Origin of the sequence: Streptomyces sp. NPDC127038, from assembly GCF_042725875.1 — a bacterium.
Classification (GTDB): domain Bacteria; phylum Actinomycetota; class Actinomycetes; order Streptomycetales; family Streptomycetaceae; genus Streptomyces.
Map to the genome: position 1 here is coordinate 25645 of NZ_JBHXDQ010000034.1, position 22648 is coordinate 48292.

A 22648-nucleotide genomic window follows, 5' to 3' on the forward strand; every position below is an offset into this window, starting at 1 on the left:
GGCGGCGAACTGTACTGCGACACCTGCGGACTCGCCCCGGCCGAACAGAGCCAGGCCTCCGCCCGGTCCACGGGCACGCCCGGGCCCGGCACGGGCGGACAGCCGCAGGGTGGACGGACGTGCGGCCGGCCCGGCTGCGAGGGCTCGTACGAGGACATGGGCGGCGGCGAACTGTACTGCGACACCTGCGGACTCGCCCCGGCCGAACAGAGCCAGGCCTCCGCCCGGTCCACGGGCACGCCCGGGCCCGGCACGGGTCCGGCGTCGGCGGGCTCGTCCGCGCGCGGCGCGGCGGGCTCCGACAGCGGCAGCGTGCGCGGGGGTTCACGCGCCAGTTCGCGTACGTCCTCGCGCTCCTCGCAGTCACGGCGCTCGGTCTCCGGCCGGCTGTCGCGGTCGCTCTCGGGCCGGTCGACGGGCCGGTCGGTGTCGGTGCGCAGCTCCGGTTCGACGGCCTCCTCCTCCGGGCGGGGCAGGCTCGGCGCCGGGCTCGTCGAGGTCCCGGGCGTGCCGCGGCCCGACCCGCGCGGGATGGTCCTGGACAACCCGGAGGTGCCCGAGCGCAAGCGGTTCTGCTCGCGCTCCGACTGCGGTGCCCCGGTGGGTCGTTCGCGCGGTGAGAGCCCCGGCCGCACCGAGGGTTTCTGCACGAAGTGCGGCCACCCGTACTCCTTCGTGCCGAAGCTGCGCACGGGTGACATCGTGCACGGCCAGTACGAGGTGATGGGCTGTCTGGCGCACGGCGGGCTCGGCTGGGTCTACCTCGCGGTGGACCGCGCGGTGTCCGACCGCTGGGTGGTCCTCAAGGGTCTGCTCGACACGGGCGACCAGGACGCGATGGCGGCGGCGATCTCCGAGCGGCGCTTCCTCGCGGAGATCGAGCACGCGAACATCGTGCGGATCTACAACTTCGTCGAGCACCTCGACCAGCGGACGGGTTCGCTGGACGGGTACATCGTCATGGAGTACGTGGGCGGCAAGTCGCTGAAGGAGCTCGCCAACGGGCGCCGCACGGCGGACGGCAAGCGCGATCCGCTGCCGGTGGAGCAGGCCTGCGCGTACGGCATCGAGGCCCTGGAGGCGCTCGGCCATCTGCACAGCCGCAATCTGCTGTACTGCGACTTCAAGGTCGACAACGCCATCCAGACCGAGGACCAGCTCAAGCTGATCGACATGGGCGCCGTGCGCAGGATGGACGACGACGAGTCGGCCATCTACGGCACGGTGGGCTACCAGGCGCCCGAGGTGGCCGAGGTGGGCCCGTCGGTCGCCTCCGACCTGTACACGGTCGCCCGTACGCTCGCCGTCCTCTCCTTCGACTTCCAGGGCTACACGAACGTCTTCGTGGACTCGCTGCCCGACCCGGACCACATCGAGGTCTTCCGCCAGTACGAGTCGTTCTACCGGCTCCTCGTGCGGGCCACCGACCCCGACCCGGCGCGCAGGTTCGCCTCGGCCCAGGAGATGTCCGAGCAGCTGACGGGCGTGCTGCGCGAGGTCGTCTCGCTCCAGACGGGGCGGGCGCGGCCGGCGCTGTCGACCCTGTTCGGGCCCGAGACCAAGGTCACCGACACCGAGCTGTTCGGGAAGGCGGCCGGGGACGTGTCGGCCCTGGGGGCCCGCGTGGTCCCCGTACGGGCGAGAAGGGGCGCGTCCGCGCTGCCGCCGGGGACCGACGGGGCGGCGGGTCCGCTGCCGTCCGCTCCGCCGGCCTCCGCCGCCCTGGTCAGACCCGTCGCCGCGGCGGCGACCGCGCTCGCGCTGCCCGTGCCCCGGGTGGACCCGGGCGACCCGAACGCCGGTTTCCTCGCGGGGCTCATCGCGTCCGCTCCCGCGGAGCTCATCGCCGCGCTGCGGGCGGCCCCGGCCCCTTCGCCCGAGCTGCGGCTGAGGGAGCTGCGGGCGCTCCTGGAGATGGGCGGGACGGACGCCGCCGGCTCGGCCGTCGACGCGCTGGAGACGGATCACCCGGACGACTGGCGTGTGGTCTGGTACCGCGGTGTCACGGCGCTGGCGACCGGCGAGAACGAGATCGCGGCGCTGTCCTTCGACGCGGTCTACGACGCCTTCCCCGGCGAACCCGCGCCGAAGCTGGCCCTCGGCGTGTGCGCGGAGGTGCTCGGCCAGCTGGACAACGCCGCCGAGTACTACCGGCTGGTGTGGACGACCGACCCCAGCTATGTGAGCGCGGCGTTCGGGCTGGCCAGGGTGCAGCTCGCGGCGGGGGACCGCCCCGGCGCCGTACGCACCCTTGAGTCCGTTCCGGAGTCGTCGATCCACTACACGGCGGCGCGGGTCGCGGCCGTGCGGGCGCGACTGCGGCAGCGGCCGGTCACCGGGACGGCGGCACCGTTCCTCGACGAACTGACCGCGGCGGCCGGGCAGGTGGAGGCCCTCGACGGGTTCGGTCTTGACGCGGTGCGGCGCGAGCAGTTGTCGACGGAGGTCCTCGGCTCCGCGCTGGACTGGGTACTCTCCGGTAGCCAGGGTTCCGCTCCTGCTTCCGGGGTCGGAACCGCGCTGCTCGGCAGCGAGTTGGACGAGCGTGGCCTCCGTTTCGGCCTCGAACGTTCGTACCGGACGCTGGCCCGGCTCGCGCGGGGCGGCGAGGAGAGGATCGACCTGGTGGAACGCGCAAACCGTTACCGCCCCCGGACGTGGGTGTGATTGATGTCCCAGATGCCCCAGCCGACGGCCCTTTCACGGTGCCCCAGTTGCGAGGAGCCGCTGGAGGCGGCCGACCGTTTCTGCGGTGCGTGCGGCTACGACCTGTCGACGGTGCCCGCGCCGTCGCCGGACCATCCCACGATCGCCATGAACGGCGCCGCGGCCGGTCTCCCGCCGGCCGCCCCGTCCGTGGAACCGCCGCTCGCGCCGCGGCACGGCGGCCCCGACGCGTCCTCGCACCGTGCCGCCGACGCGCAGGGCGCCGGTCCTGACGGTTCCGAACTGCCGCACCCCGAACACCCGGAGCGCCCCGGACAGCCGCTGGGACCCGGGCAGTCGGAGCACCCCGACGGGGCGGAGCACCCCGAGCACGCGCAGGGCGATCCGGCGGGCATCCGGCCGCCGTCCCCCCGGCGACCCTCGGGACAGCCGACGGGCGTGCGGTTCGACAGGCCCTCGGAGCCCGACGAGTACCCGCTGGCCCCTCCGTCCGGCGGCCCGGGACCCGAGGTCCCCGCCGATCCCCGGACCGGTGACCTCCCGGCTCCCCCCGCGGGCGCCAAGGTGTGCGTGGCCTGCCGTGCGGGCCAGGTGGACACCGACGGCTACTGCGAGAACTGCGGACACGCGCAGCCACGGGAACGGGACCACATGGAGCAGGAGTTGGGCGCGGTCGCCGCGGTCAGCGACCGGGGTCTGCGCCACCACCGCAACGAGGACGCGTTCGCGGTCTCCTCGACCGCGCTGCCCGACGGCTCCCCCGCCGTCGTGGCGATCGTCTGCGACGGGGTCTCGTCCGCGACCCGCCCCGACGAGGCGTCGCTCGCCGCCTCCCACGCGGCGAACGAGGCGCTGCTCGCGGCGCTTCCGCTGGGCACGCATCCGCAGGCGGCCATGCACGAGGCGATCGTCGCGGCCTCGGCGGCCGTCAACGCGCTGGCCGGACCTGACACCGCCCAGGGCGAGCACGCGCCGCACGTGAACGCGCCCGCCTGCACCATCGTCGGCGGCCTGGTGACGTCCACGCTGCTGATCGTCGGATGGGTCGGCGACAGCCGTGTCTACTGGGTGCCCGCCGACCGGTCCGCGCCGCCGGCCCGGCTCACCGAGGACGACTCGTGGGCCGCGCAGATGGTCGCCGCGGGCCTGATGAACGAGGCGGAGGCGTACGCGGACGAGCGCGCCCACGCGATCACCGGCTGGCTCGGCGCCGACGCCTACGAACTGGAGCCCCACACCGTCTCGTTCAAGCTGGACCGGCCGGGTGTGGTCGTGGTGTGCACCGACGGACTGTGGAACTACGCGGAGACGGCGCGGGAGATGGCCGAGATCGTCCCCCTCGACGCCGCCGAGAGGCCGCTGCACGCCGCTCGCGTTCTGGTCGGCCACGCACTGGACGGCGGGGGCCACGACAACGTAACAGTGGCCGTCATGCCGTTCCCCGCACCCTCCCAGGGGGCAGGATCGGCCTGAGGCCGCGAACGAACGGGGGCGGCCGCGGACCGGAGGGGACCGGTCCGCATCCAGTCAGCACCTCCGCCGGGGGGCGGGGGCCCGAGGGGGACACAGAAGGCATGGCCAATTTCTCGAAGTCGAACGTGCCGCAGTTCTCGGTCGACGTGTACCAGAACGAGTACCTGCCGGAAGGCGGCCGCGAGGTCAACGCGATCGTCACGGTGAGCGCGACCGGCGGCGGCACCGTCGGGAGCGCGGTCGCCGCGCCGCACCTGTACACGCCGGGGCAGGCGCCGGACGCCGCCGTGGCGATCATGGTCGACTGCTCGGGCTCGATGGACTATCCGCCGGCCAAGATGCGCAACGCCCGTGACGCCACGGCCGCCGCGATCGACACCGTGCGCGACGGGGTCCACTTCGCCGTGATCGGCGGCACGCACGTCGCCAAGGAGGTCTATCCGGGCGGCGGACGGCTCGCCGTGGCGGACGCGGCCACCCGCGACCAGGCCAAGCAGGCGCTGCGCAGACTGAGCGCGGGCGGCGGTACGGCCATCGGCACCTGGCTGCGGCTCGCCGACCGGCTGCTCTCCTCCGCCGACGTGTCGATCCGGCACGGCATCCTGCTCACCGACGGCCGCAACGAGCACGAGTCGCCCGAGGACCTGAGGGCCGCGCTCGACTCCTGCGCCGGACGCTTCACCTGTGACGCGCGCGGGGTGGGCACCGACTGGGAGGTCAAGGAGGTCACCGGGATCGCCTCGGCCCTGCTCGGCACCGCGGACATCGTCGCCGACCCCGCCGCCCTCGCCGCCGACTTCACGCACATGATGGAGACGGCCATGGGCAAGGAGGTCGCCGACGTGGCCCTGCGGGTGTGGACGCCGGTCGGCACCGAGATCAGGTTCGTCAAGCAAGTCGCGCCCACCGTCGAGGAACTGACGGAGCGTCGCGCCGAGGCGGGACCCCGCGCCGGCGACTACCCGACCGGGTCGTGGGGCGACGAGTCCCGCGACTACCACGTGTGCGTCCAGGTCCCGACGGCCGGCGTCGGCCAGGAGATGCTCGCCGCCAGGGTCTCGCTGGTGATCCCGCACGGCGACGGCTCCGTGCAGAACCTCGGCGCGCAGGGGCTCGTACGGGCCGTGTGGACCGACGACATGGCCGCCTCGACGACCATCAACCCGCAGGTCGCGCACTACACGGGTCAGGCCGAACTGGCACAAGTCATCCAACAGGGTCTCGATCTCCGCAAAGCGGGAGATGTCGACGGAGCAACGGCCAAGCTGGGACGTGCCGTTCAACTCGCCGGAGCCTCCGGAAACGCCGATACTGCGAAACTCCTCGCGAAGGTGGTGGACGTGGTCGACGTCGCGGCAGGTACTGTGCGATTGAAAGCGCGTGTCGCGGAGGCCGACGAAATGACCCTCGAGACACGGTCCACAAAGACTGTTCGTGTAAAGAAGTAGCAGGAAGTAGCGAGCCCGGTTCCCGCTGGGATCCGGAGAAACCCGGTCATCACGACCGGAAAAGGAAGGGGGAAGGACCGACATGCCGACATGCCCGAACGGACACCAGTCGGGTTCCGACGATTGGTGCGAGGTCTGCGGTCACCGCATGGCCGGTTCCGTGCCCCCGCTCCCTCCGCCGCCGCCCGGCGGCGGGTACAGCTACCCGGCGCCCGGTTCGCCGCCGCCCGCGCCCGGCGCCCGGTCCGGCGTCCCGGACCCCAACGCCGAGCTCTGCCCGCAGTGCCGCACGCCCCGTGAGGGTGCCGCGCCGTTCTGCGAGGAGTGCCGGTGGAACTTCCTGACCAACACCGCGACCTCGTACACCCCGGCGGCCCCGCGTCCGCCCGCGGGCGCTCACGGCGGTCCGGGTGGTCACGGCGGCCCGGGTGGCCCGGCTGGACCTGGCGGCCCTGGCGGGCAGTCTCCGTACGGTGGTCCCGGCGGCCACGGCGGTCCCGGCGAGCAGTCGCCGTACGGCGGCCCTGGCGGGCCCGGTGGCCCCGGCGGCCAGAATCCTCCGCCCCGCTTCCCGCAGCCCGGCACGGGACAGCCCGGCGGTCCGGGTGCCGGTGGCCCCGGTCACGACCCGTTCGAGTACCAGAGCTCCCGGCCCTCGCAGATGAACCGCCCCGCCGAGCCGATCCCGTCGGGTCCGGGGGCGCAGCCGTACGGCGGCCCCCAGGGCTTCGGCGGCGAGCCGTCGCGGCAGGCGGCGCCGCCCACGGGCCCCGGTGCCCCGCGGCAGGCCTACACCCAGCAGCCCTCCCCGCCCTTCACCCAGGGCGGAGCCCCGCAGCAGGGCGGCCCCGGTCAGGGTGGCGCCGGCTACGGCGGCGGTGACGACGACTGGGTGATCACCCCGCCGACGTCCGGCGCGCCCGGCGGCCCCGGCGGTCAGGGCGGCCCCGGTCAGGGCGGCCCGGGTCAGGGAGCCGGCTACGGCTACCCGCAGCCCGGCGCCACCCAGGCCCCGCCCGGTCCCGGCTACCAGCAGCAGCCGCCTCAGCAGCAGCAGTCGCTGTCCTGGAGCGCGACCATCGCGCCGGACCGTGAGTACTTCATGGCGATGATGCAGCGCTCCGGGCCCGAGGCCGCGGGCCTGAACCTGCCCGCGTACTCGCCCGAGCTCCAGCGCCCGCTCCTCGGCAACCAGATCACGATCGGCCGCCGCCGGCACTCCACCGGCGAGTCCCCGGACATCGACCTGTCGGTGCCGCCGGAGGACCCGGGCGTCTCGCACCAGCACGCGGTCCTGGTCCAGCAGCCGGACAGCACCTGGGCGGTCGTCGACCAGAACTCGACGAACGGGACCACGGTCAACGGCGGCGAGGAGCCCATCCAGCCGTTCGTTCCGGTACCGCTCCAGGACGGCGACCGGGTGCACGTGGGCGCCTGGACGACGATCACGATCCGCCGGGACTGAGCACGCCCCTGCCGGGCCCACCGTGGCCCGGCAGGCCCCGTCCCCCGGCGTGCGACCGTGTACGACCGGCGCACGACCGACTCAGGGCAGCTTCCAGGTGTACGGCCCCTCGGGGTCGTCCAGCCAGGCCCTGACGCCCTCCTCGCCGACCGTGACCCCGTACCGCTCGCGCTGCGGCTGCCCCTCGCGCTCCCACAGCGCGTACGCGTCCTGCGGGTCCATCCGGCCCGCCGTCAGGGCCAGCAGGAAGCGGAACAGATCGTGGGCGCGGGCCCGGCGCGGCACCCCGCCGGCCCGGGCCGGCTCCGGCTCCGGTCCGGACCGGGTGGCTCCGCGCAGCGGCACGAAGAAGGCGGACGTGTGCAGGAAGCGTCCCTCGGCGTGGTCCGGATCCTCGACGTCCAGCGCGATCAGACCGGTGGCGAGCGGCGCGAGGACGCGCGCTCCCGGGTCGCACTGGGCCAGCCAGGGGCGCGGGATCGTGGTCAGGGTGCAGGTGGCGATGATCCGGTCGAAGGGCGCCCGCTCGGGGACCCCGCGCGCTCCGTCGCCGGTGACGACCGTCGGGTGGTACCCGGCGACGGCCAGATGGTGCCGGGCGGACTCCGTGATCTCGACGTCCAGGTCGACCGTGGTCACCGGCCCGTCGCCGAGCCGGTACGCGAGCAGCGCCGCGTTGTAGCCGGTCCCGGCGCCGATCTCCAGGACGGCGTCCCCGTCCCGCACCTCCAGCTCGGCGAGCATCTTCGCCATCAGCGACGGCTGGCTGCTGGAGGAGACCAGTTCCCCGTCCCGCACCCGGGTCGCCAGCGGGGCGTCCGCGTACGCGCCGCGCAGCCAGCGGTCCCGGATCCGCGGGTCCGGGTCCTCGCCCCACAGGCGCTCGTAGCCGCCGCTGACGCCGATGTAGTAGTACGGCACGAAGAGGTGCCGCGGGACGGTCTCGAAGGCCTCCCGCCAGACGGGATCGCCCTCCCAGGCCCCGCTGCGTTCGATCTCGCGCACGAGCGCCGCCCGCGCCGGAACGGCGGGGTCCTCGGGTCCGGGGCCGGTTTCGAGAGCGTGCGCGCCCATACCTCCACTGTGCTGCCGAACCGGTCCCGAGGCGAGCCCCGGACCGGCCGCCCCGTCTGAGAACATGGGAGCGTGAAAGAGATTCGGCGCGGCACGCTTCAGGAGCAGACCTTCTACGAGCAGGTCGGCGGCGAGGAGACCTTCCGGCGCCTCGTGCACCGTTTCTACGAGGGTGTCGCCGGGGACCCGCTGCTGAAGCCCATGTACCCCGAGGAGGACCTGGGCCCGGCCGAGGAGCGCCTCACGCTGTTCCTGATCCAGTACTGGGGCGGCCCGACGACGTACAGCGAGAACCGCGGCCACCCCCGGCTGCGGATGCGGCACGCGCCCTTCAAGGTCGACCAGGCCGCGCACGACGCCTGGCTGAAGCACATGCGGGTGGCCGTCGACGAGCTCGGCCTCTCCGAGGAGCACGAGCACACGCTGTGGAACTACCTGACGTACGCGGCCGCCTCGATGGTGAACACGGCGGGCTGACCGCCGCCTCCGGTGACCGGCCGCGCACGCCGGTCACCCGGACGCGCGCGGGGAGTCATCGCGAGGGGTCAGTTGACGGTGACGCCCAGTGCCCCGAGTCCCGCCCGGCGGACGGCGATCGACCCGAAGGGGGTCCGCAGCCGCAGCCAGGCCCCCGAGGAGTACAGCGCCAACGGGCCGCCGTCCGGGTCCCCTTGACCCGATGACCGTTCGCCCGTGAGTCCCTCGCCCTCGGCGGGGACGGCGCGGGGCGGCACGGGCCGCAGGAATCCCAGGGACTGCGCGGCGTGCGCGGCCCGCACGGGAAGCGCGGTGTCACCTACCGGCCGGGACCATATCTCCCGCCCCACCCGGTCGAGTTCGGCACGGGTACGCAGCTCGGGCGCCAACTCCTCGGTGCGCGAACGGAATTCGGCCACCACGGCGGCGACCTCGGCCCGTACGGCGTCCGGGGCGGGCAGCCCCGGCTCCGGCCGCCAGCCGCCCTGGGGCGGCAGCACACCGGCCCACGGGGGCCCGGTGACCGCGGCCGGGACGACGGCGGTCGCCGCCGGTTCCTCGACGGACTCCAGCAGTTCACCCGCGGAGACGGTCACGTCGAGCGTGACGTCGAGCCCGTTCTCGTACGGCTTGGCGAGCCGTGCCGTACGGATCGCGAGGACCTCGAACGACGGGGGCCGGCCGAAGACCGCGAGCGTGGTGCCGTGCGCCTTGAGGCGCACGGCGGCCGCGCGGTCGTAGTGGACGAGCCGGGAGAGGAAGGCGGCCAGATCGGCCGCCTCCCCCGAGTCGGCGAGGTACAGGACGGTCATGCCGCGACGGCCTCGTCCTCGTCGTCGCGGTAGGACTCCAGGAAGTCGCGTTCCTCGGCCGTGATCCGGCGAGGACGCTGCCGCTCGAAGTCGAACGGCACGATCACCGTCGACGCCGTGACGTAGACCTGGTCGGGGTCCTTGACCTCGTACGTGATCGTGAAGGACGCCGCACGGATCTGCGTCACCCAGAGCTCGATGTCCACCGGCGCGTGCCGGTGGACGAGCTGACGCTTGTAGTCGATCTCGTGGCGCGCCACCACGGACCCCTGCTTGAAGTCCTTCTCCGGGCGGAACAGGAAGTCGATACGGGCTTCCTCCAGGTACCGGAGGAACACCACGTTGTTGACGTGGCCGTACGCGTCCATGTCCGCCCAGCGCAGCGGGCAGCGGTAGATGTGGCGCAAGACCGATCAGCCCCGGGTCAGCTTCTTGTAGGTGGCACGGTGCGGGCGGGCGGCCTCGGCGCCGAGCCGCTCGATCTTGTTCTTCTCGTACGACTCGAAGTTGCCCTCGAACCAGAACCACTTGGACTCGCCCTCGTACGCGAGGATGTGGGTCGCGACCCGGTCCAGGAACCAGCGGTCGTGGGAGACGACCACGGCCGCACCGGGGAACTCCAGCAGCGCGTTCTCCAGCGAGGAGAGCGTCTCGACGTCCAGGTCGTTCGTCGGCTCGTCGAGGAGCAGCAGGTTGCCGCCCTGCTTGAGGGTCAGCGCGAGGTTCAGGCGGTTGCGCTCACCGCCGGAGAGGACGCCGGCCGGCTTCTGCTGGTCGGGGCCCTTGAAGCCGAACGCGGAGACGTAGGCGCGGGAGGGCATCTCGACCTGGCCGACGTTGATGTAGTCGAGCTCGTCGGAGACGACCGCCCACAGCGTCTTCTTCGGGTCGATGTTCTCGCGGCTCTGGTCGACGTACGAGATCTTGACGGTCTCGCCGACCTTGATCGTGCCGGAGTCCGGGGTCTCCAGACCCTGGATCATCTTGAAGAGCGTGGTCTTGCCGGCGCCGTTCGGGCCGATCACGCCGACGATGCCGTTGCGGGGCAGGGTGAAGCTGAGGTCGTCGATGAGGACCTTGTCGCCGAAGGCCTTGGAGAGGTTGTTGACCTCGACGACGATGGAGCCCAGGCGCGGGCCCGGCGGGATCTGGATCTCCTCGAAGTCCAGCTTCCGCATCTTGTCGGCCTCGGCCGCCATCTCCTCGTAGCGCGACAGACGCGCCTTGGACTTGGCCTGACGCCCCTTGGCGTTGGACCGCACCCACTCCAGCTCTTCCTTGAGCCGCTTGGCGCGCTTGGCGTCCTTCTGGCCCTCGACCTTCAGGCGGGAGGCCTTGTTGTCGAGGTAGGTGGAGTAGTTGCCCTCGTACGGGATCGCGCGGCCGCGGTCCAGCTCCAGGATCCACTGGGCCACGTTGTCGAGGAAGTACCGGTCGTGGGTGACGGCGACGACGGTGCCGGCGTACTTCGCGAGGTGCTGCTCCAGCCACTGCACGGACTCGGCGTCCAGGTGGTTGGTGGGCTCGTCGAGCAGCAGCAGGTCGGGGGCTTCGAGCAGCAGCTTGCAGAGCGCCACGCGGCGGCGCTCACCGCCGGAGAGGTTGGTGACGGGCCAGTCGCCGGGCGGGCAGCCCAGGGCGTCCATGGCCTGCTCCAGCTGGGTGTCCAGGTCCCACGCGTTGGCGTGGTCCAGGTCGTCCTGGAGCTTGCCCATCTCCTCCATGAGCGCGTCCGAGTAGTCGGTCGCCATCAGCTCGGCGACCTCGTTGAACCGGTTCAGCTTGCCCATGATCTCGGCGGCGCCGTCCTGGACGTTCTGCAGAACCGTCTTGGACTCGTCGAGCGGGGGCTCCTGGAGCAGCATGCCGACCGTGTAGCCGGGCGACAGGAACGCGTCACCGTTGGAGGGCTGCTCGAGGCCCGCCATGATCTTGAGAACGGTGGACTTACCGGCACCGTTGGGACCGACCACACCGATCTTGGCGCCAGGCAGGAAGCTCAAGGTGACGTCGTCGAGGATCACCTTGTCGCCGTGCGCCTTGCGCGTCTTGCGCATGGTGTAAATGAACTCAGCCAAGAGAAACCGTCCGGACGCTTGAAATCGGCAGTGGGCAGATACACCCCATCTTGCCTGACTGCTACCCCTCGGGGGAAACCCGTTCGGCGGGGGCGCTCTGACCTGGGGTTCTGCTGCCGGCTTCCGTAGCCCGGCTGTCACTGTCGGTGGCCATGGGCCGCCATCGGCCGCCGTGACAGCCTTCACCTGCCACCCGCGCAGGCAGTCCCGTGCCGCTCCCCGCTCTCGGGGAACTCAATGGATGCGGACCGGCGGCGGTTCTACGATCAGTGTGCCTGCGTCGGCCGGCGCGCTGTAGACCCGCAGCACCGGCCCGTTGTGGAGGGGACCAGCCCGTTCGAGCCGGGCCAGGTGGGCCGCCCGAGGCGTCCGTACAACCGTTTCCCCAGGTGGAGGGTCTTGTGCACGCCCGGACCCCAAGCGTGGAGGTCCGGCCACCTGCCGCCTCTGGAGAACCATGCACAACCGTACGGCCGCGGCCGCCACCGTCGGCAGCCTTGCGCTGCTCGCCCTCCTCGCGCCTTCCGCGCAGGCGGACACCCACAAGGGCGACACCGCCTTCACATCGGTGACCTTCAGCAAGACCACCGTCAACGTCGGCGTCAGCGCAGTCCAGAAGCTGACCGCCTACGCAACGGTGAAGGACAACTCCGGCATCAAGACCGTCACGGGTCTCAAGCTCGTGAGCCCCGACAGCCGTATCCAGTTCGCGAAGTCGTCGACGTGCACGCGCCCCACGTCGACGACCATGAAGTGCACCTGGTCGTACAACCTGGACCCCGACAGCGCTGACGACTACTTCGACCTTCGCAACAGCTCGGCCGGCACCTGGCACCTCGACGCGGAGGCCGCCGCCAACGACGGTGACTTCTACACGCTCAACAGCAGCGTCGCGATGAAGATCAAGCGCTTTGCCAAACTGACGACGACCCAGGCAACGCCCGAACCGGTGGCCAAGGGCAAAACGCTGACGGTGACCGGCGCCCTGACCCGGGCCGACTGGAACACCAACACCTATGTCGGCTTCGCCGCCCAGAAGGTCTCCCTGCAGTTCAAGAAGTCCGGTGCCTCGACGTACACCACCGTCAAAACGGTGACCACCGACAGCGCCGGCAAGCTGAGGACGACGACCACGGCGAACGCCTCCGGCACCTGGCGCTGGTACTTCGCGGGAACGGGCACGACCAGCTCGGCGACCGCATCGGGCGACGGCGTCGCGTTGAAGTAGACCCGCTCTCGGACCGGCCGGAACGAGCACCCGGCGGGCCACCCCCAGGGGACGGCCTTCGGCCGTCCCTCTGCCCGGTCGCCACCAGTCTCGCTCAGTGGTCCTTGGACTGCGAAGAACCCCCGGGTGATCGACCCGGGGGTTCTTCGCACAGAGCAGGTACCCAGAGCCGAACGTGCCTCTCAGCTAGGGAAGTTCAACGCCCCCGCAACGCCGTCAGGCACCCGCAGGCCACCATGATCGACGAGGTCGTAGCATCCCACTGTAAGTGGATCCGCCCTACATTGCGGGGAACAGAGAGGGCACGCGTAGGTTATGGACAGCTTTGCAGGACCGACCATCCTGATAGCGGTTGCCGCAGTGATCGTCGTTCTCAAATACCGTCGGCGCATGGCCGGGCAGGCCGCTCTGGTCGCGGTCAGCGGAACCCCCGGCCGCATCGCCGTTGCGATGGCCTTCGCGGCCAGCTGCGCCGGGGCCTGGTCTCAAGGTCCCTCGGTCGTCAACGCGGTCGTGCTGGGCTTGAGCCTTGCCCTGCTGACCGGAGCTGCCGCCGAATTCCTGGCACGCAGGAACACCCGGCGCAGTTGACGCCAGTCCCGGGCATCGGCCCGGGGCAGGTCTCAGGGAGACCAAGCAGAGGGCTAACCATGGGGGAACCCACCTGGTTGGCCCTCTGCCTGCTTGGATCCCGGACATGGAGATGACGACGAGTTCCGCTGTTCCTCGCTCCGGCGACTCCGACTCCGAGCGCCTGACGGCCTTGCTGGAGCGTGCCGCCACGGGCCGGGACGGCCAGGCGTGGAGCGATCTGTGGACGGAGCTCTACCACAACGGCTCCCTGGACGTCGCTGATCCGCTGGTGCTGCCCACGCTGGCCGACGTGTCGGAGAACGGCGACGCCGGTGAGGCGGCTTCGGCCCTCCACCTGGCCGGCGCCCTCCTCGTCCAGGCCGACCAGCGGCACGAGACCCGGAACCTGCGGCACGCATACGCATCGGAAGTCGCACGTCTCCTGACCTCCGCGAACCGATGGCGCCAGTCCGCCCCCGACCGGAACGACTACTGCCATCTGGTCGAGGCGATCCTGAACCTGGAGGGCGAGATCTCTTGGGCAGAGGACCTGTTCTGGGGGCTCGTAAGCGGCGAGTACGAATTCGAGTGCCCCGATCCCGACGGCTGCGCGTCGCTGTGGGTGATGATCGGAGAGCGTGGTCACTTCAGCGCGGCGGAGGATGACGCCCTTCCCGGCGACACAGGTACCCTCCCCCTCCGTCCGGCCGGCCCCGGTGCCCTGGACGGCCTCGGCCGACGCCTCCACGACCTCGCCGTGGCCGACGGCCATCCGGAAGTCGCGCACGCCCTGACGTACGCCTTCGGCGAGGCGACCTGTCCTGAGTGCGGCCGACGCTTCCCGGTAGCCGAGCAGATCGCGGCCGCTTCCCTCTGATCCGCCCGAGAACCGCCTCGCGGGGGAACGTCAACCTGCCCGTTCACCCGCCACGGGCGCAGAGCCGCGAGCACCCACCGCACCTTCCCCACCACTCACCGCGACCCCCACGGCCTCGCCTCGTGCCCCGCCCGCCCAGGAGGGACACTTCTCTTGAGGGGCTGAACGAGTCTCCGCGGGGGTTCACCGGGGGCAGCGGCTTCGGAGGTGATCGCGATGACACAGATGACAGCGATGCAGGCACGGACCACGGTCGGCTGGCATGTCGAGCTGGAGTTCCAGGAGGACGACCACCGCACGCGCGCGGCCGCCCTGCTCCGCCTCCCCGACGGAAGCGAGGTACGCGCCCACGGTTACGCCAGCCGCCACCCCTCCGACTCGAACCAGCCCAGGGTCGGCGAAGAGGTCGCGGGCGCGAGGGCGCTGAACGAACTCGCCATGCAACTGCTGACGAAGGCCCACGACGAGATCGACGCGGCGTCGGGCAGAACGTCCCACACGCTGAGGTGACCCCGGCGGGCGAAGACTCCGACTCCCCACGACCCGCGCGCGGAACGACCTGCTCCGACACCGGCGGGATTGCGGCTCCCGCCGGCGGGCTATGAAGCACCCATGGGTCTGACTGGTCAACTGGCGGCTTTGCTGGGCGTGGCGGTGGGTGCCGTGCTGTCGATGGCGACAACCATGGTGGTGGAGAGGGCGCGCTGGCATCGCGAACAGTCCGTCCGGTGGGACGAGCATCGGCTCGGCGCGTACGCCGAGTACGCCCATGCGGTGAAGGAACTGGCGCACCGCTACCGGCGCATAGCGGTCGCCAAGGGGATAGCCGCGAGCGGCGCCGCACCGCTGGAACCCACCGCCGAGGTTCTCGCCGAAGCGGCGGAGGCCGAGGTCAAGCGCTCGGCGCTCGCGGAGAGGGTGTGGATGCTGGGGGACGTCAAGGCGAACACGGCGGCTGTCAGGTTGAACCACTGCCTGTGGCACCTGGAATGGCTGGCACGCGAGCTCCCGACGAGAGACCCGGGCGGCTGGGACCAGGCCTACGAGGATTTCCGCCAGGCCCGCCAGCACTTCCTGCAACTGTCCCGCGCCAGCCTCGGAGTACAGGGCGCCCGCATATCCGAAACGGTGCCTTGGCCACCCGCCTGGAGAGGCGATCTCACCCAGGGCGAACGGCCTTGAGTCTCGGGACCCGTGCACTGCCGCGAGAAAGCCCTGTCGTGAGGAAAGCCCTCAGTGTGCCCCGGCAAGCCGTAGCTCCCGGCCGAGCGGGACGTCCGCCCAGGGAACAGCCCCTGACTTGAAATGGCGTGACGGAGCCACCAGAGGCCCTTCCGAGCCACCCGCCGCCGGCCAGGGCTTCTTTCGGGAAGGTGTTCGAACCCTCGTCGTAACGTGCTCCGAGTCCGACCTGCTGCTGAGCGGTATCGGCACCTCATGCGGGGCCAACCGGTTCCCCGGTGTTCCCCGTGGTTCCCCGCACGATCCGGCACGGCCTCTTCGTCGATGGTCTCCGGCAGAGGGATGGTTCTGCCGTTGACGCGGTTTCCTGACGTCCGGTCACCGGCGTCACCCTGCCGTACAACCGTTCGTCCCCTTTGGCGGTCTCCTGGGGCGCAGCCCTGATCTGAACGGCAGATGTCCCTGGGCTGATGTGGGACGAAAGGGCGGACGTATGCGCAGAGTTCGGAAACTGGCCTCGCTGGCCACGGTCACGGCCGTGTCGGTGGGCACGGTCGTCCTGGGCGCGGGCGGTCCTGCCGCTGCGGCACCAGTGTCCAAGGCTTCGGCGGCCGGCAAGTCGGCCGACTTCAACAGGGACGGATACGGCGACCTGGCCGTCTCGGCGAGCGGCTACGTCGCGGTGATGTACGGGACGAAGACGGGTCTCAGCGCCTCTCGGCACCAGGTGCTGTCCGGCAGATCGGGCGGCCAGAGCTCGTACTCCTACTTCGGCGACCTGATGGCGACGGGGGACCTGGACGGCGACGGTTACGACGACCTGGTGGTGGGCGACGACGGCTCGGTCCCGTCGATGTCGATTTTCTGGGGCGGCCCCAAGGCGCTGTCCGGCCGCACCCTCCTGTCCTTGCCCCCCAGCACGATGGCCGTGGGCGACTTCGACGGCGACGGCAAGAACGACCTCGTCGCATCCTCGAGCACGGCCTACGGCGGGGTGGAGACCCGGCTGTTCCGGGGCCCGTTCGGCCGGGACGGCACGAACGCCTCCACCAGCCTCGTGAACACCGGGATCTCGCCCGGCAGCCTGGCGGCCGGGGACGTCAACGGCGACCACGTGCTCGACCTGCTCTCCGTGGGAAGACACGGCGACACCGCCGACGCCTCCCTGATACTCGGCTCGAAGAACGGCTTCGGACCCCCCAAGGACTTCTCCACCAAGGTCAACTCGGGGAGCCTCGCGGACGTCGACGGCGACGGCTACGCCGACGTCGTCCTGGGCGCCGGACTGGAGGGCTACCAGCCCAAGGGCGTCGTGGGCGGCTCGGTCATCGTCCACTACGGCAGCGCGGGAGGCGTGAGCAGCACCCGCAAGCCGGTGCGCATCAGCCAGGACACCGCCGGGGTCCCCGGCGCCGGCGAGGCGTACGACCGGTTCGGCTACGGCCTGGACACCGGCGACGTCAACGGCGACGGCTACGCCGACGTCGCGATCGGAGTGATGCAGGAAAGCATCTCCGGGGTCAGCACGACCGGCGCGGTGACCGTGCTGCGCGGCTCGTCCAAGGGCCTGACCGGAACCGGTGCCGTGTCCTGGCACCAGAACACGGCCGGAGTACCGGGTGCCAACGAGTCCTACGACATGTTCGGATCGCAGGTCTCCCTGGTCGACATGAACGGTGACGGACGAAGCGATCTCGTCTCCAGTACGGATCACGAGAACGGGAACGAGGGCAACCTCTGGTACTTCAGGTCCGACAGCAAGGGCCTGACCACGAACCAGGTCGTCTCCGTCGGCCCCAAGACCGTCGGACTGACCGCCAAATACCGCTACTTCGCCCGCTGGATGACCAAGTAACCCGACACCCGAACCGGCCCGGACAACAAGGGACCCCCAGGTCCAGCCCGGTCCCGAAGCCTGGCGGTCCTGCTCCCACAAGAACACCAGAGCGCTGCGCAAGGCCGTCCTGCCCCCGCACGTCTTCGACTCGCCGACGGATCGGCGGGTCGGCGGGTCTACGACAACCGACACGCACGCCTGACCAAATGGCTCAACGACGGGATCCCGCCCGCTCAGGTCGCGGACTGGGCCGGCAGCAGCGTCCCAGTGCCCCTGGCGGCCTACGCCCGATGCGTCGAGGGACAGCTGCCTGACTTGAAAAGGCGCCTCGGAGCCGCGGGAGATCTTCCCGAGCCACCCGGCACGGACTGAGGCTCCTCGCCGAAAACTTTGACACGTATTCGACAGGGCCACCCGCGAAGACCCGGTGACAGCCGTACGACCCCGGACCCGTCCCTTGATCATCGGGAAGGTGTTCGGGGTCTCGCCGTATCGAGTGAAACATGATCTGACCAGCAAAAAGCCCTCCCGTACGGGAGGGCGGAGACTGGCGCCCCCGGCAGGACTCGAACCTGCGGCCAAGCGCTTAGAAGGCGCCTGCTCTATCCACTGAGCTACGGGGGCCGGTTGTGTCGGCCTGTGTCCTGGTGCCCGGGTGTGGGCGGATCCGTGACCTTGCCGGGGACAAGGATAGGGCTCCCGCATCCCTGCCCCTCATACTTCGCCTCCGTGGCTCGATGTGGAGGTTCAGTGAAGCGGTCCTGATAATCGCAGGCGGGTACGAATCGTGCACCGCTTTTGGCGTCTCGCGCATCGGGTGTTGTGCACTCGTTATGCCTGCGTCCCAGTCATCCCTTCCGCCCCGTGTGTCCTGTCGGCGCGCAGACATACCCATATGCTTCAGAAAGACTCCAAAATTGGGCATTCTTCGCATGTGGTGACCTTGGACGTACGGCCTCAGCTGCTCGACGCACTTTCCGCCCTGCGCGACCGTGTCGCCGCCGCACGCTTTCCGCTGCCCCTGGCAGGGGCTCCACGCGCGCGTGCCAACCGCGACGAACTGCTCGCACAGCTCGACGACTATTTGGTGCCCCGGTTGAAGGAACCCGAAGCACCCCTTCTGGCCGTCATCGGAGGGTCCACCGGTGCCGGCAAGTCGACCCTCGTCAACTCTCTCGTGGGACGGCGGGTCAGCGAAGCGGGCGTACTGCGCCCGACGACCCGTACACCCGTGCTGGTGTGCCATCCGGAGGACCATCACTGGTTCAGCGGCATGCGCGTGCTGCCCCAGCTCACGCGCGTGTGGATGCCCCATCAGGAGCCCGGCGACGATCTTCCCGCCCTCAACGAACGCGGGGAGCGGGTGCTGCGCATCGAGACCGCCGACACGCTCCCCCGCGGCCTCGCCCTCCTCGACGCGCCCGACGTCGACTCCCTGGTGGCCGACAACCGGGTACTGGCCGCCGAACTGATCTGCGCGGCCGACATCTGGGTGATGGTCACGACGGCGGCGCGGTACGCCGACGCCGTGCCCTGGCATCTGCTGCGTACCGCCAAGGAGCAGAAGGCGACCCTGGTGACGGTCCTGGACCGGGTGCCGCACCAGGTGGTGTCCGAGGTCTCACGGCAGTACGGGGCCCTGCTGGCCAAGGCCGGACTCGGTGAGGCGCCCCGCTTCACGGTGCCCGAACTGCCCGAGTCCGCCTGGGGCGGAGGCCTGCTGCCCGCCACGGCCGTCGCTCCCCTGCGCGCGTGGCTCACGCACCAGGTCCAGGACCCGGGGGCCCGGCACGGCGCCATGGCCCGTACCGCCCATGGCGTCCTCGACTCCCTGAAGGCCCGGATGCCCGAGCTGGCCAGCGCCACCGCCGCGCAGTACGCCGCCGCGACACGCCTCACCGCGGCCGTGGAAGGCGCCTACGACAGCGAGCACACGCGCGCGAAGGGGCGGCTTCAGGCCGGGGCCGTGCTCGCCGGGGACGCTCTCAAGCGCTGGCGCGCCTATCCGCTCGACTGCACCGCCGAGGAGCTGCTGGACGCGCTCGTGGAGAGCCTGTCGGCCCTGCTGCTGTGTTCCGTCACCGCCGCCGACGAACGCGTGGACAACGCCTGGCGCCGCGAACCGGCCTCGGGCGCGCCGGAGCTGGCGGACCGTGATCCGGCGCTGGAGAGCGCGGAGCACCGGATCGGTCTGGCCGTACGGCGCTGGCGACGCGTCCTGGAGGAGTACGCCGAGGACGAGGTGCGCGACCTCGACAAGAGTGTCGCGCCGGACTCCGCGGTGGTGGCCGCGCTGGTCGCCACCGCCCTCCTGGGCGGCCGCAGGGCGCGCAGCGCGGGCGAGGGGCTGGCCGAGCGGATCGGGGCGCACGGGGCGCTGCGGCTGCGCGACAAGGGCGGCCGGCTGCTCACGGAGCTGGTCGACAAGGCGCTGCACTCCGAACGCGAGCGTCGTCTGGCGCCCCTGGAAGCACTCGAGGTCCATCCGGAACCCCAGGCCGAACTCATCGCCGCGCTGTCCGTACTTCAGAAGGAGAGGTGACCGCGGTGACCGCCGTCACTGACCACACCGACCAGGCCGACCGCCCCGGAGACGGCCGTTCCGGGGACAACGGTCCCGGAGACGGACCCCCTGGAGACGGCCCCTCTGGAGACGTGCCCCCTGGAGAGGGCCGGCCCGGAGAGAGCCGCTCGGAGAACGGCCGTCCCTCGGAGGAGCACCCCGAAGGGCGTGCCGAGGCCGGCTCCGCGGACCGTTCCGAAGGCCGTTCCGAGGGCCGTTCCGAGGGCCGCTCCGAGGGCCGCTCCGAAGGCGGTGTCCGGGAAAACGCCCCTCTCCAGGGGGACGCCCCGGACGGCCGGCCGGCTGCCGGTGGCGGAGGCGCCGGCCGCGGTGAGCGGAGCGGGAACGGCGCGGCCGCGCGGAACGACCCCGCGCGCGCGGAGGACGGCCCCGTCTGGGACGACGGCCTGATCGCGCGGCGCGTCACCGAGACGGCCCCCACCCGCTACCAGACGCCGTCGGCCGAGGCCAAGGCCGCCGTCGGCGCCGTACCGGCCCCGCTCTCCTACGACGCCCCGCTGCACTCGCGCCTGGACGCGCTCCGCGAGCTGGTGGGCCTCTCGCGCGCGCGTCTGGACAGCGGGACGCTCGCCGAGGCCGGCCGGGTCCTGGACGAGGCGGCGGCGCGCCGCCGGCTCTCCGGGGAACACACCGTCGTCGCCATCGCCGGAGCGACGGGCAGCGGCAAGTCGCAGCTCTTCAACGCGCTCGCGGGCGTGGCGATCTCGGAGACCGGCGTCCGCAGGCCCACCACGTCGGCGCCCATCGCGTGCACCTGGAGCGACGGCGCGGCCACCCTCATCGACCGGCTCGGCATTCCCGGAAGGCTGCGCAGGCGGCCCTTGCAGAGCGCCGAGGCGGAGGCGCAGCTGCGCGGCCTGGTCCTGGTCGACCTGCCCGACCACGACTCGGCGGCCGTCCAGCACCGTGCGCAGGTGGACCGGGTCCTCGGGCTGGTCGACGCGGTCATCTGGGTCGTGGACCCGGAGAAGTACGCGGACGCCGTCCTCCACGAGCGCTATCTGCGGCCGCTGGCGGGACACGCGGAGGTCACCTTCGTGGTCCTCAACCAGGTGGACCGGCTCCCGGGGGAAGCCGCCGACCAGGTCCTCGACGACCTGCGGCGGCTGCTCGACGAGGACGGCATGGCGCTCGGCGAGTACGGGGAACCGGGTGCGACCGTCCTCTCGCTGTCCGCTCTCACCGGGGCCGGGGTCCCCGAACTGCGGGAGTGTCTGGGTCAGTTCGTGGCGGAGCGCGGGGCCGCCGCACGGCGTGTCTCGGCCGATCTCGACGCCGCCGCGGCCCGGCTGCGGCCCGTCTACGCGACGGGGCGGCGGGTCGGGCTGAGCGAGGAGGCGCGGGACGAGTTCGCGGACCGGCTCGCGGACGCGGTCGGCGCGGTGGCGACCGGGGAGGCCGCCGAGCGGTCCTGGCGGCGCAACGCCAACCGGGCCTGCGGGACGCCCTGGCTGCGGCTGTGGCGCTGGTATCTGGAACGGCGCGAGCCCCCGACCGGGCGTCTTCCCGTACGGGCTCCGGCGGACGAGGAGGCCACCGCGCGCCAGCGGGTGGAGCAGGCGGTGCGTACGGTCGCCGACCGGGCCGCGTACGGGCTTCCCGCGCCCTGGGCCCAGGCGGTCCGCGAGGCCGCCGTACGGGGCGCCCAGGGGCTGCCCGAGGCGCTGGACGACATGGCGGCGCGGGCCACGGCGCCGGCGGGACGTCCGCCGAGGCCGGGCTGGTGGCCCGTCGCGGTGCTGGCGCAGGCCGCGATGACGATCGTCCAGGTGATCGGCGGGCTCTGGCTGGTGGGTCAGATCATCGGGGTCATGTCCCCGAATCTCGGGGTTCCGGTGCTGCTGATGCTGTCGGGCATCGTCGGCGGACCGGCCGTCGAGTGGGCGAGCAGAATGGCGGCCCGCGGGCCGGCGCGGCGCTACGGCCTGGAGGCCGAGAGACGCTTGCGCGAGGCGGCCGCCGGATGCGGCAGGGCCCGGGTGCTGGATCCCGTGGCGGCGGAGCTGCTGCGGTACCGCGAGGTGCGGGAGCAGTACGGGCGGGTCGTGGGGGCCGGGACGACGTCGGGCACGGCGGTGGGTACCCCGGTCGGGTGACGCGGATTTCCACAACCGTCCGGCGGCGCACAGCGTCGAGCGGGCCCGGCCCGGCGGAGGCAGTCTGATCCCGCGGCGACCGCAGCGCATGGCGGCCGCCGCGGCAGACGCAACCGCACGGGAGGGATCGACGATGAACGAGACGATGGTGTGCGCGGTGGGCAATGTGGCGACACGGCCCGTGTACCGGGACCTGGCGAACGGCGCCTCGGCGCGGTTCCGGCTGGCGGTGACCTCGCGGTACTGGGACCGCGAGAAGAACGGGTGGACGGACGGGCACACCAACTTCTTCACGGTGTGGGCCAATCGCTCCCTCGCCACGAACGTCGGGGCCTCGGTGTCGGTGGGTGATCCCGTCATCGTGCAGGGCAGGCTGAAGGTGCGTACCGAGACGCGTGACGGGCAGAGCTGGACGTCGGCGGACATCGACGCGGTGGCGATCGGCCACGACCTCTCCCGCGGTACGTCGGCGTTCCGGCGTCCGTCCAAGGAGGGCGAGCCGGCCGCGGCGCAGCGCCCCGAACCCAGTTGGGAATCGGACCCGGAGACCGGCCCTGAGGGCGCGTCCCAACCACGTCCGGAACCGGCCGGGGTGACGTGATGTCAGAGACAGACCCGATCTGACCGAACTGCGGCTTATCGACAAATACACGGCGGACGGCCTTCGTGGATTTGTCGATAGGCCCAGCTCACGAAGCTGATCGCGATAACGATTCCGAGTCAGATCGGTTATCGGATGACATGACTGGGGGGAGCGATGCGGGGCTTCTTTAGGAT

Annotated in this window: 18 protein-coding genes and 1 tRNA gene; 14 read left to right on the forward strand and 5 right to left on the reverse strand. The window is 71.6% G+C overall.

The features are described 5' to 3' along the window. The first annotated feature begins 156 nt into the window (after positions 1-156). From ACFWI4_RS22975 to ACFWI4_RS22990, 4 genes are all read left to right on the forward strand, one after another. Positions 157-2667, forward strand: coding sequence for a tetratricopeptide repeat protein (locus ACFWI4_RS22975; protein ID WP_387199314.1), 2511 nt, complete (start codon positions 157-159; stop codon positions 2665-2667). A gap of 3 nt (positions 2668-2670) precedes the next feature. Further along, positions 2671-4140, forward strand: a complete 1470-nt coding sequence (locus tag ACFWI4_RS22980; RefSeq protein WP_387199175.1) for a protein phosphatase 2C domain-containing protein — start codon at positions 2671-2673, stop codon at positions 4138-4140. A 101-nt stretch (positions 4141-4241) separates the two neighbouring features. Beyond that, positions 4242-5588, forward strand: a complete 1347-nt coding sequence (locus ACFWI4_RS22985) for a VWA domain-containing protein (protein ID WP_387199178.1) — start codon at positions 4242-4244, stop codon at positions 5586-5588. Between the two features lie 82 nt (positions 5589-5670). Then, positions 5671-7053, forward strand: coding sequence for an FHA domain-containing protein (locus ACFWI4_RS22990; RefSeq protein WP_387199181.1), 1383 nt, complete (start codon positions 5671-5673; stop codon positions 7051-7053). An 81-nt stretch (positions 7054-7134) separates the two neighbouring features. On the opposite strand, the gene ACFWI4_RS22995 is transcribed toward ACFWI4_RS22990, so the two are convergent. Continuing rightward, positions 7135-8127, reverse strand: coding sequence for a methyltransferase domain-containing protein (locus tag ACFWI4_RS22995; protein ID WP_387199184.1), 993 nt, complete (start codon positions 8125-8127; stop codon positions 7135-7137). Positions 8128-8199: 72 nt separating this feature from the next. On the opposite strand from ACFWI4_RS22995, the gene ACFWI4_RS23000 reads away from it, so the two are divergent. Further along, on the forward strand, positions 8200-8604 hold the full coding sequence (locus tag ACFWI4_RS23000) for a globin (protein WP_037618889.1): 405 nt from the start codon (positions 8200-8202) through the stop codon (positions 8602-8604). 68 nt (positions 8605-8672) lie between these two features. Here ACFWI4_RS23000 and ACFWI4_RS23005 read toward each other — a convergent pair whose 3' ends face one another. The 3 genes from ACFWI4_RS23005 to ettA are packed head-to-tail and all read right to left on the reverse strand — an operon-like array spanning position 8673 to position 11494. Then, positions 8673-9416: a hypothetical protein gene (locus tag ACFWI4_RS23005; RefSeq protein ID WP_387199188.1), complete on the reverse strand. Its 744-nt coding sequence runs from the start codon at positions 9414-9416 to the stop codon at positions 8673-8675. After that, a complete protein-coding gene (locus tag ACFWI4_RS23010; protein ID WP_384796001.1) occupies positions 9413-9823 on the reverse strand; it encodes an acyl-CoA thioesterase in 411 nt (136 codons plus the stop codon). The genes ACFWI4_RS23005 and ACFWI4_RS23010 overlap by 4 nt, the downstream gene beginning before the upstream one ends. A 6-nt stretch (positions 9824-9829) precedes the next feature. After that, positions 9830-11494, reverse strand: coding sequence for an energy-dependent translational throttle protein EttA (ettA, locus tag ACFWI4_RS23015; protein WP_385406709.1), 1665 nt, complete (start codon positions 11492-11494; stop codon positions 9830-9832). 457 nt (positions 11495-11951) lie between these two features. Here ettA and ACFWI4_RS23020 point away from each other — a divergent pair, with 457 nt between their 5' ends. The 6 genes from ACFWI4_RS23020 to ACFWI4_RS23045 all read left to right on the forward strand — a co-directional run bounded on the left by ACFWI4_RS23020 (position 11952) and on the right by ACFWI4_RS23045 (position 17209). Beyond that, on the forward strand, positions 11952-12722 hold the full coding sequence (locus tag ACFWI4_RS23020) for a calcium-binding protein (protein ID WP_387199192.1): 771 nt from the start codon (positions 11952-11954) through the stop codon (positions 12720-12722). Between the two features lie 315 nt (positions 12723-13037). After that, on the forward strand, positions 13038-13313 hold the full coding sequence (locus ACFWI4_RS23025) for a hypothetical protein (protein ID WP_387199195.1): 276 nt from the start codon (positions 13038-13040) through the stop codon (positions 13311-13313). Positions 13314-13419: 106 nt separating this feature from the next. Beyond that, positions 13420-14172, forward strand: coding sequence for a hypothetical protein (locus tag ACFWI4_RS23030; RefSeq protein WP_387199197.1), 753 nt, complete (start codon positions 13420-13422; stop codon positions 14170-14172). Positions 14173-14397: 225 nt separating this feature from the next. After that, positions 14398-14682 carry a DUF1876 domain-containing protein gene (locus ACFWI4_RS23035; protein WP_385406800.1) on the forward strand — a complete coding sequence of 95 codons (285 nt, stop codon included), beginning with the start codon at positions 14398-14400 and terminating at the stop codon, positions 14680-14682. A 102-nt stretch (positions 14683-14784) separates the two neighbouring features. Continuing rightward, positions 14785-15354, forward strand: coding sequence for a hypothetical protein (locus tag ACFWI4_RS23040; protein WP_385406724.1), 570 nt, complete (start codon positions 14785-14787; stop codon positions 15352-15354). Positions 15355-15847: 493 nt separating this feature from the next. After that, positions 15848-17209, forward strand: a complete 1362-nt coding sequence (locus ACFWI4_RS23045; RefSeq protein WP_387199199.1) for an FG-GAP and VCBS repeat-containing protein — start codon at positions 15848-15850, stop codon at positions 17207-17209. A 530-nt stretch (positions 17210-17739) separates the two neighbouring features. On the opposite strand, the gene ACFWI4_RS23050 is transcribed toward ACFWI4_RS23045, so the two are convergent. Next, positions 17740-17815: transfer RNA gene (locus ACFWI4_RS23050), tRNA-Arg, on the reverse strand. 310 nt (positions 17816-18125) lie between these two features. Here ACFWI4_RS23050 and ACFWI4_RS23055 point away from each other — a divergent pair. The 3 genes from ACFWI4_RS23055 (at position 18126) to ACFWI4_RS23065 (ending at position 22472) form a co-directional block, all read left to right on the forward strand. Then, a complete protein-coding gene (locus tag ACFWI4_RS23055; protein ID WP_387199202.1) occupies positions 18126-19733 on the forward strand; it encodes a dynamin family protein in 1608 nt (535 codons plus the stop codon). Beyond that, positions 19730-21871 (forward strand): GTPase, encoded by a 2142-nt coding sequence (locus tag ACFWI4_RS23060; RefSeq protein WP_387199205.1) that lies wholly within the window; start codon positions 19730-19732, stop codon positions 21869-21871. The genes ACFWI4_RS23055 and ACFWI4_RS23060 overlap by 4 nt, the downstream gene beginning before the upstream one ends. A gap of 133 nt (positions 21872-22004) precedes the next feature. Continuing rightward, entirely contained in the window at positions 22005-22472 is a 468-nt protein-coding gene (locus ACFWI4_RS23065) for a single-stranded DNA-binding protein (RefSeq protein ID WP_387199208.1), read from the forward strand. Positions 22473-22648 lie beyond the last annotated feature (176 nt).

Bases quoted from the DNA above. Each gene is read 5' to 3' on its own strand.
- ACFWI4_RS23025 (WP_387199195.1), top strand. From the start codon at position 13,038: ATGGACAGCTTTGCAGGACCGACCATCCTGATAGCGGTTGCCGCAGTG.
- ACFWI4_RS23030 (WP_387199197.1), top strand. From the start codon at position 13,420: ATGGAGATGACGACGAGTTCCGCTGTTCCTCGCTCCGGCGACTCCGAC.
- ACFWI4_RS22990 (WP_387199181.1), top strand. From the start codon at position 5,671: ATGCCGACATGCCCGAACGGACACCAGTCGGGTTCCGACGATTGGTGC.
- ACFWI4_RS23040 (WP_385406724.1), top strand. From the start codon at position 14,785: ATGGGTCTGACTGGTCAACTGGCGGCTTTGCTGGGCGTGGCGGTGGGT.
- ACFWI4_RS23020 (WP_387199192.1), top strand. From the start codon at position 11,952: ATGCACAACCGTACGGCCGCGGCCGCCACCGTCGGCAGCCTTGCGCTG.
- ACFWI4_RS22980 (WP_387199175.1), top strand. From the start codon at position 2,671: ATGTCCCAGATGCCCCAGCCGACGGCCCTTTCACGGTGCCCCAGTTGC.
- ACFWI4_RS23065 (WP_387199208.1), top strand. From the start codon at position 22,005: ATGAACGAGACGATGGTGTGCGCGGTGGGCAATGTGGCGACACGGCCC.
- ACFWI4_RS22985 (WP_387199178.1), top strand. From the start codon at position 4,242: ATGGCCAATTTCTCGAAGTCGAACGTGCCGCAGTTCTCGGTCGACGTG.
- ACFWI4_RS23045 (WP_387199199.1), top strand. From the start codon at position 15,848: ATGCGCAGAGTTCGGAAACTGGCCTCGCTGGCCACGGTCACGGCCGTG.
- ACFWI4_RS23035 (WP_385406800.1), top strand. From the start codon at position 14,398: ATGACAGCGATGCAGGCACGGACCACGGTCGGCTGGCATGTCGAGCTG.
- ACFWI4_RS22975 (WP_387199314.1), top strand. From the start codon at position 157: ATGGGCGGCGGCGAACTGTACTGCGACACCTGCGGACTCGCCCCGGCC.
- ACFWI4_RS23005 (WP_387199188.1), bottom strand. From the start codon at position 9,416: ATGACCGTCCTGTACCTCGCCGACTCGGGGGAGGCGGCCGATCTGGCC.
- ACFWI4_RS22995 (WP_387199184.1), bottom strand. From the start codon at position 8,127: ATGGGCGCGCACGCTCTCGAAACCGGCCCCGGACCCGAGGACCCCGCC.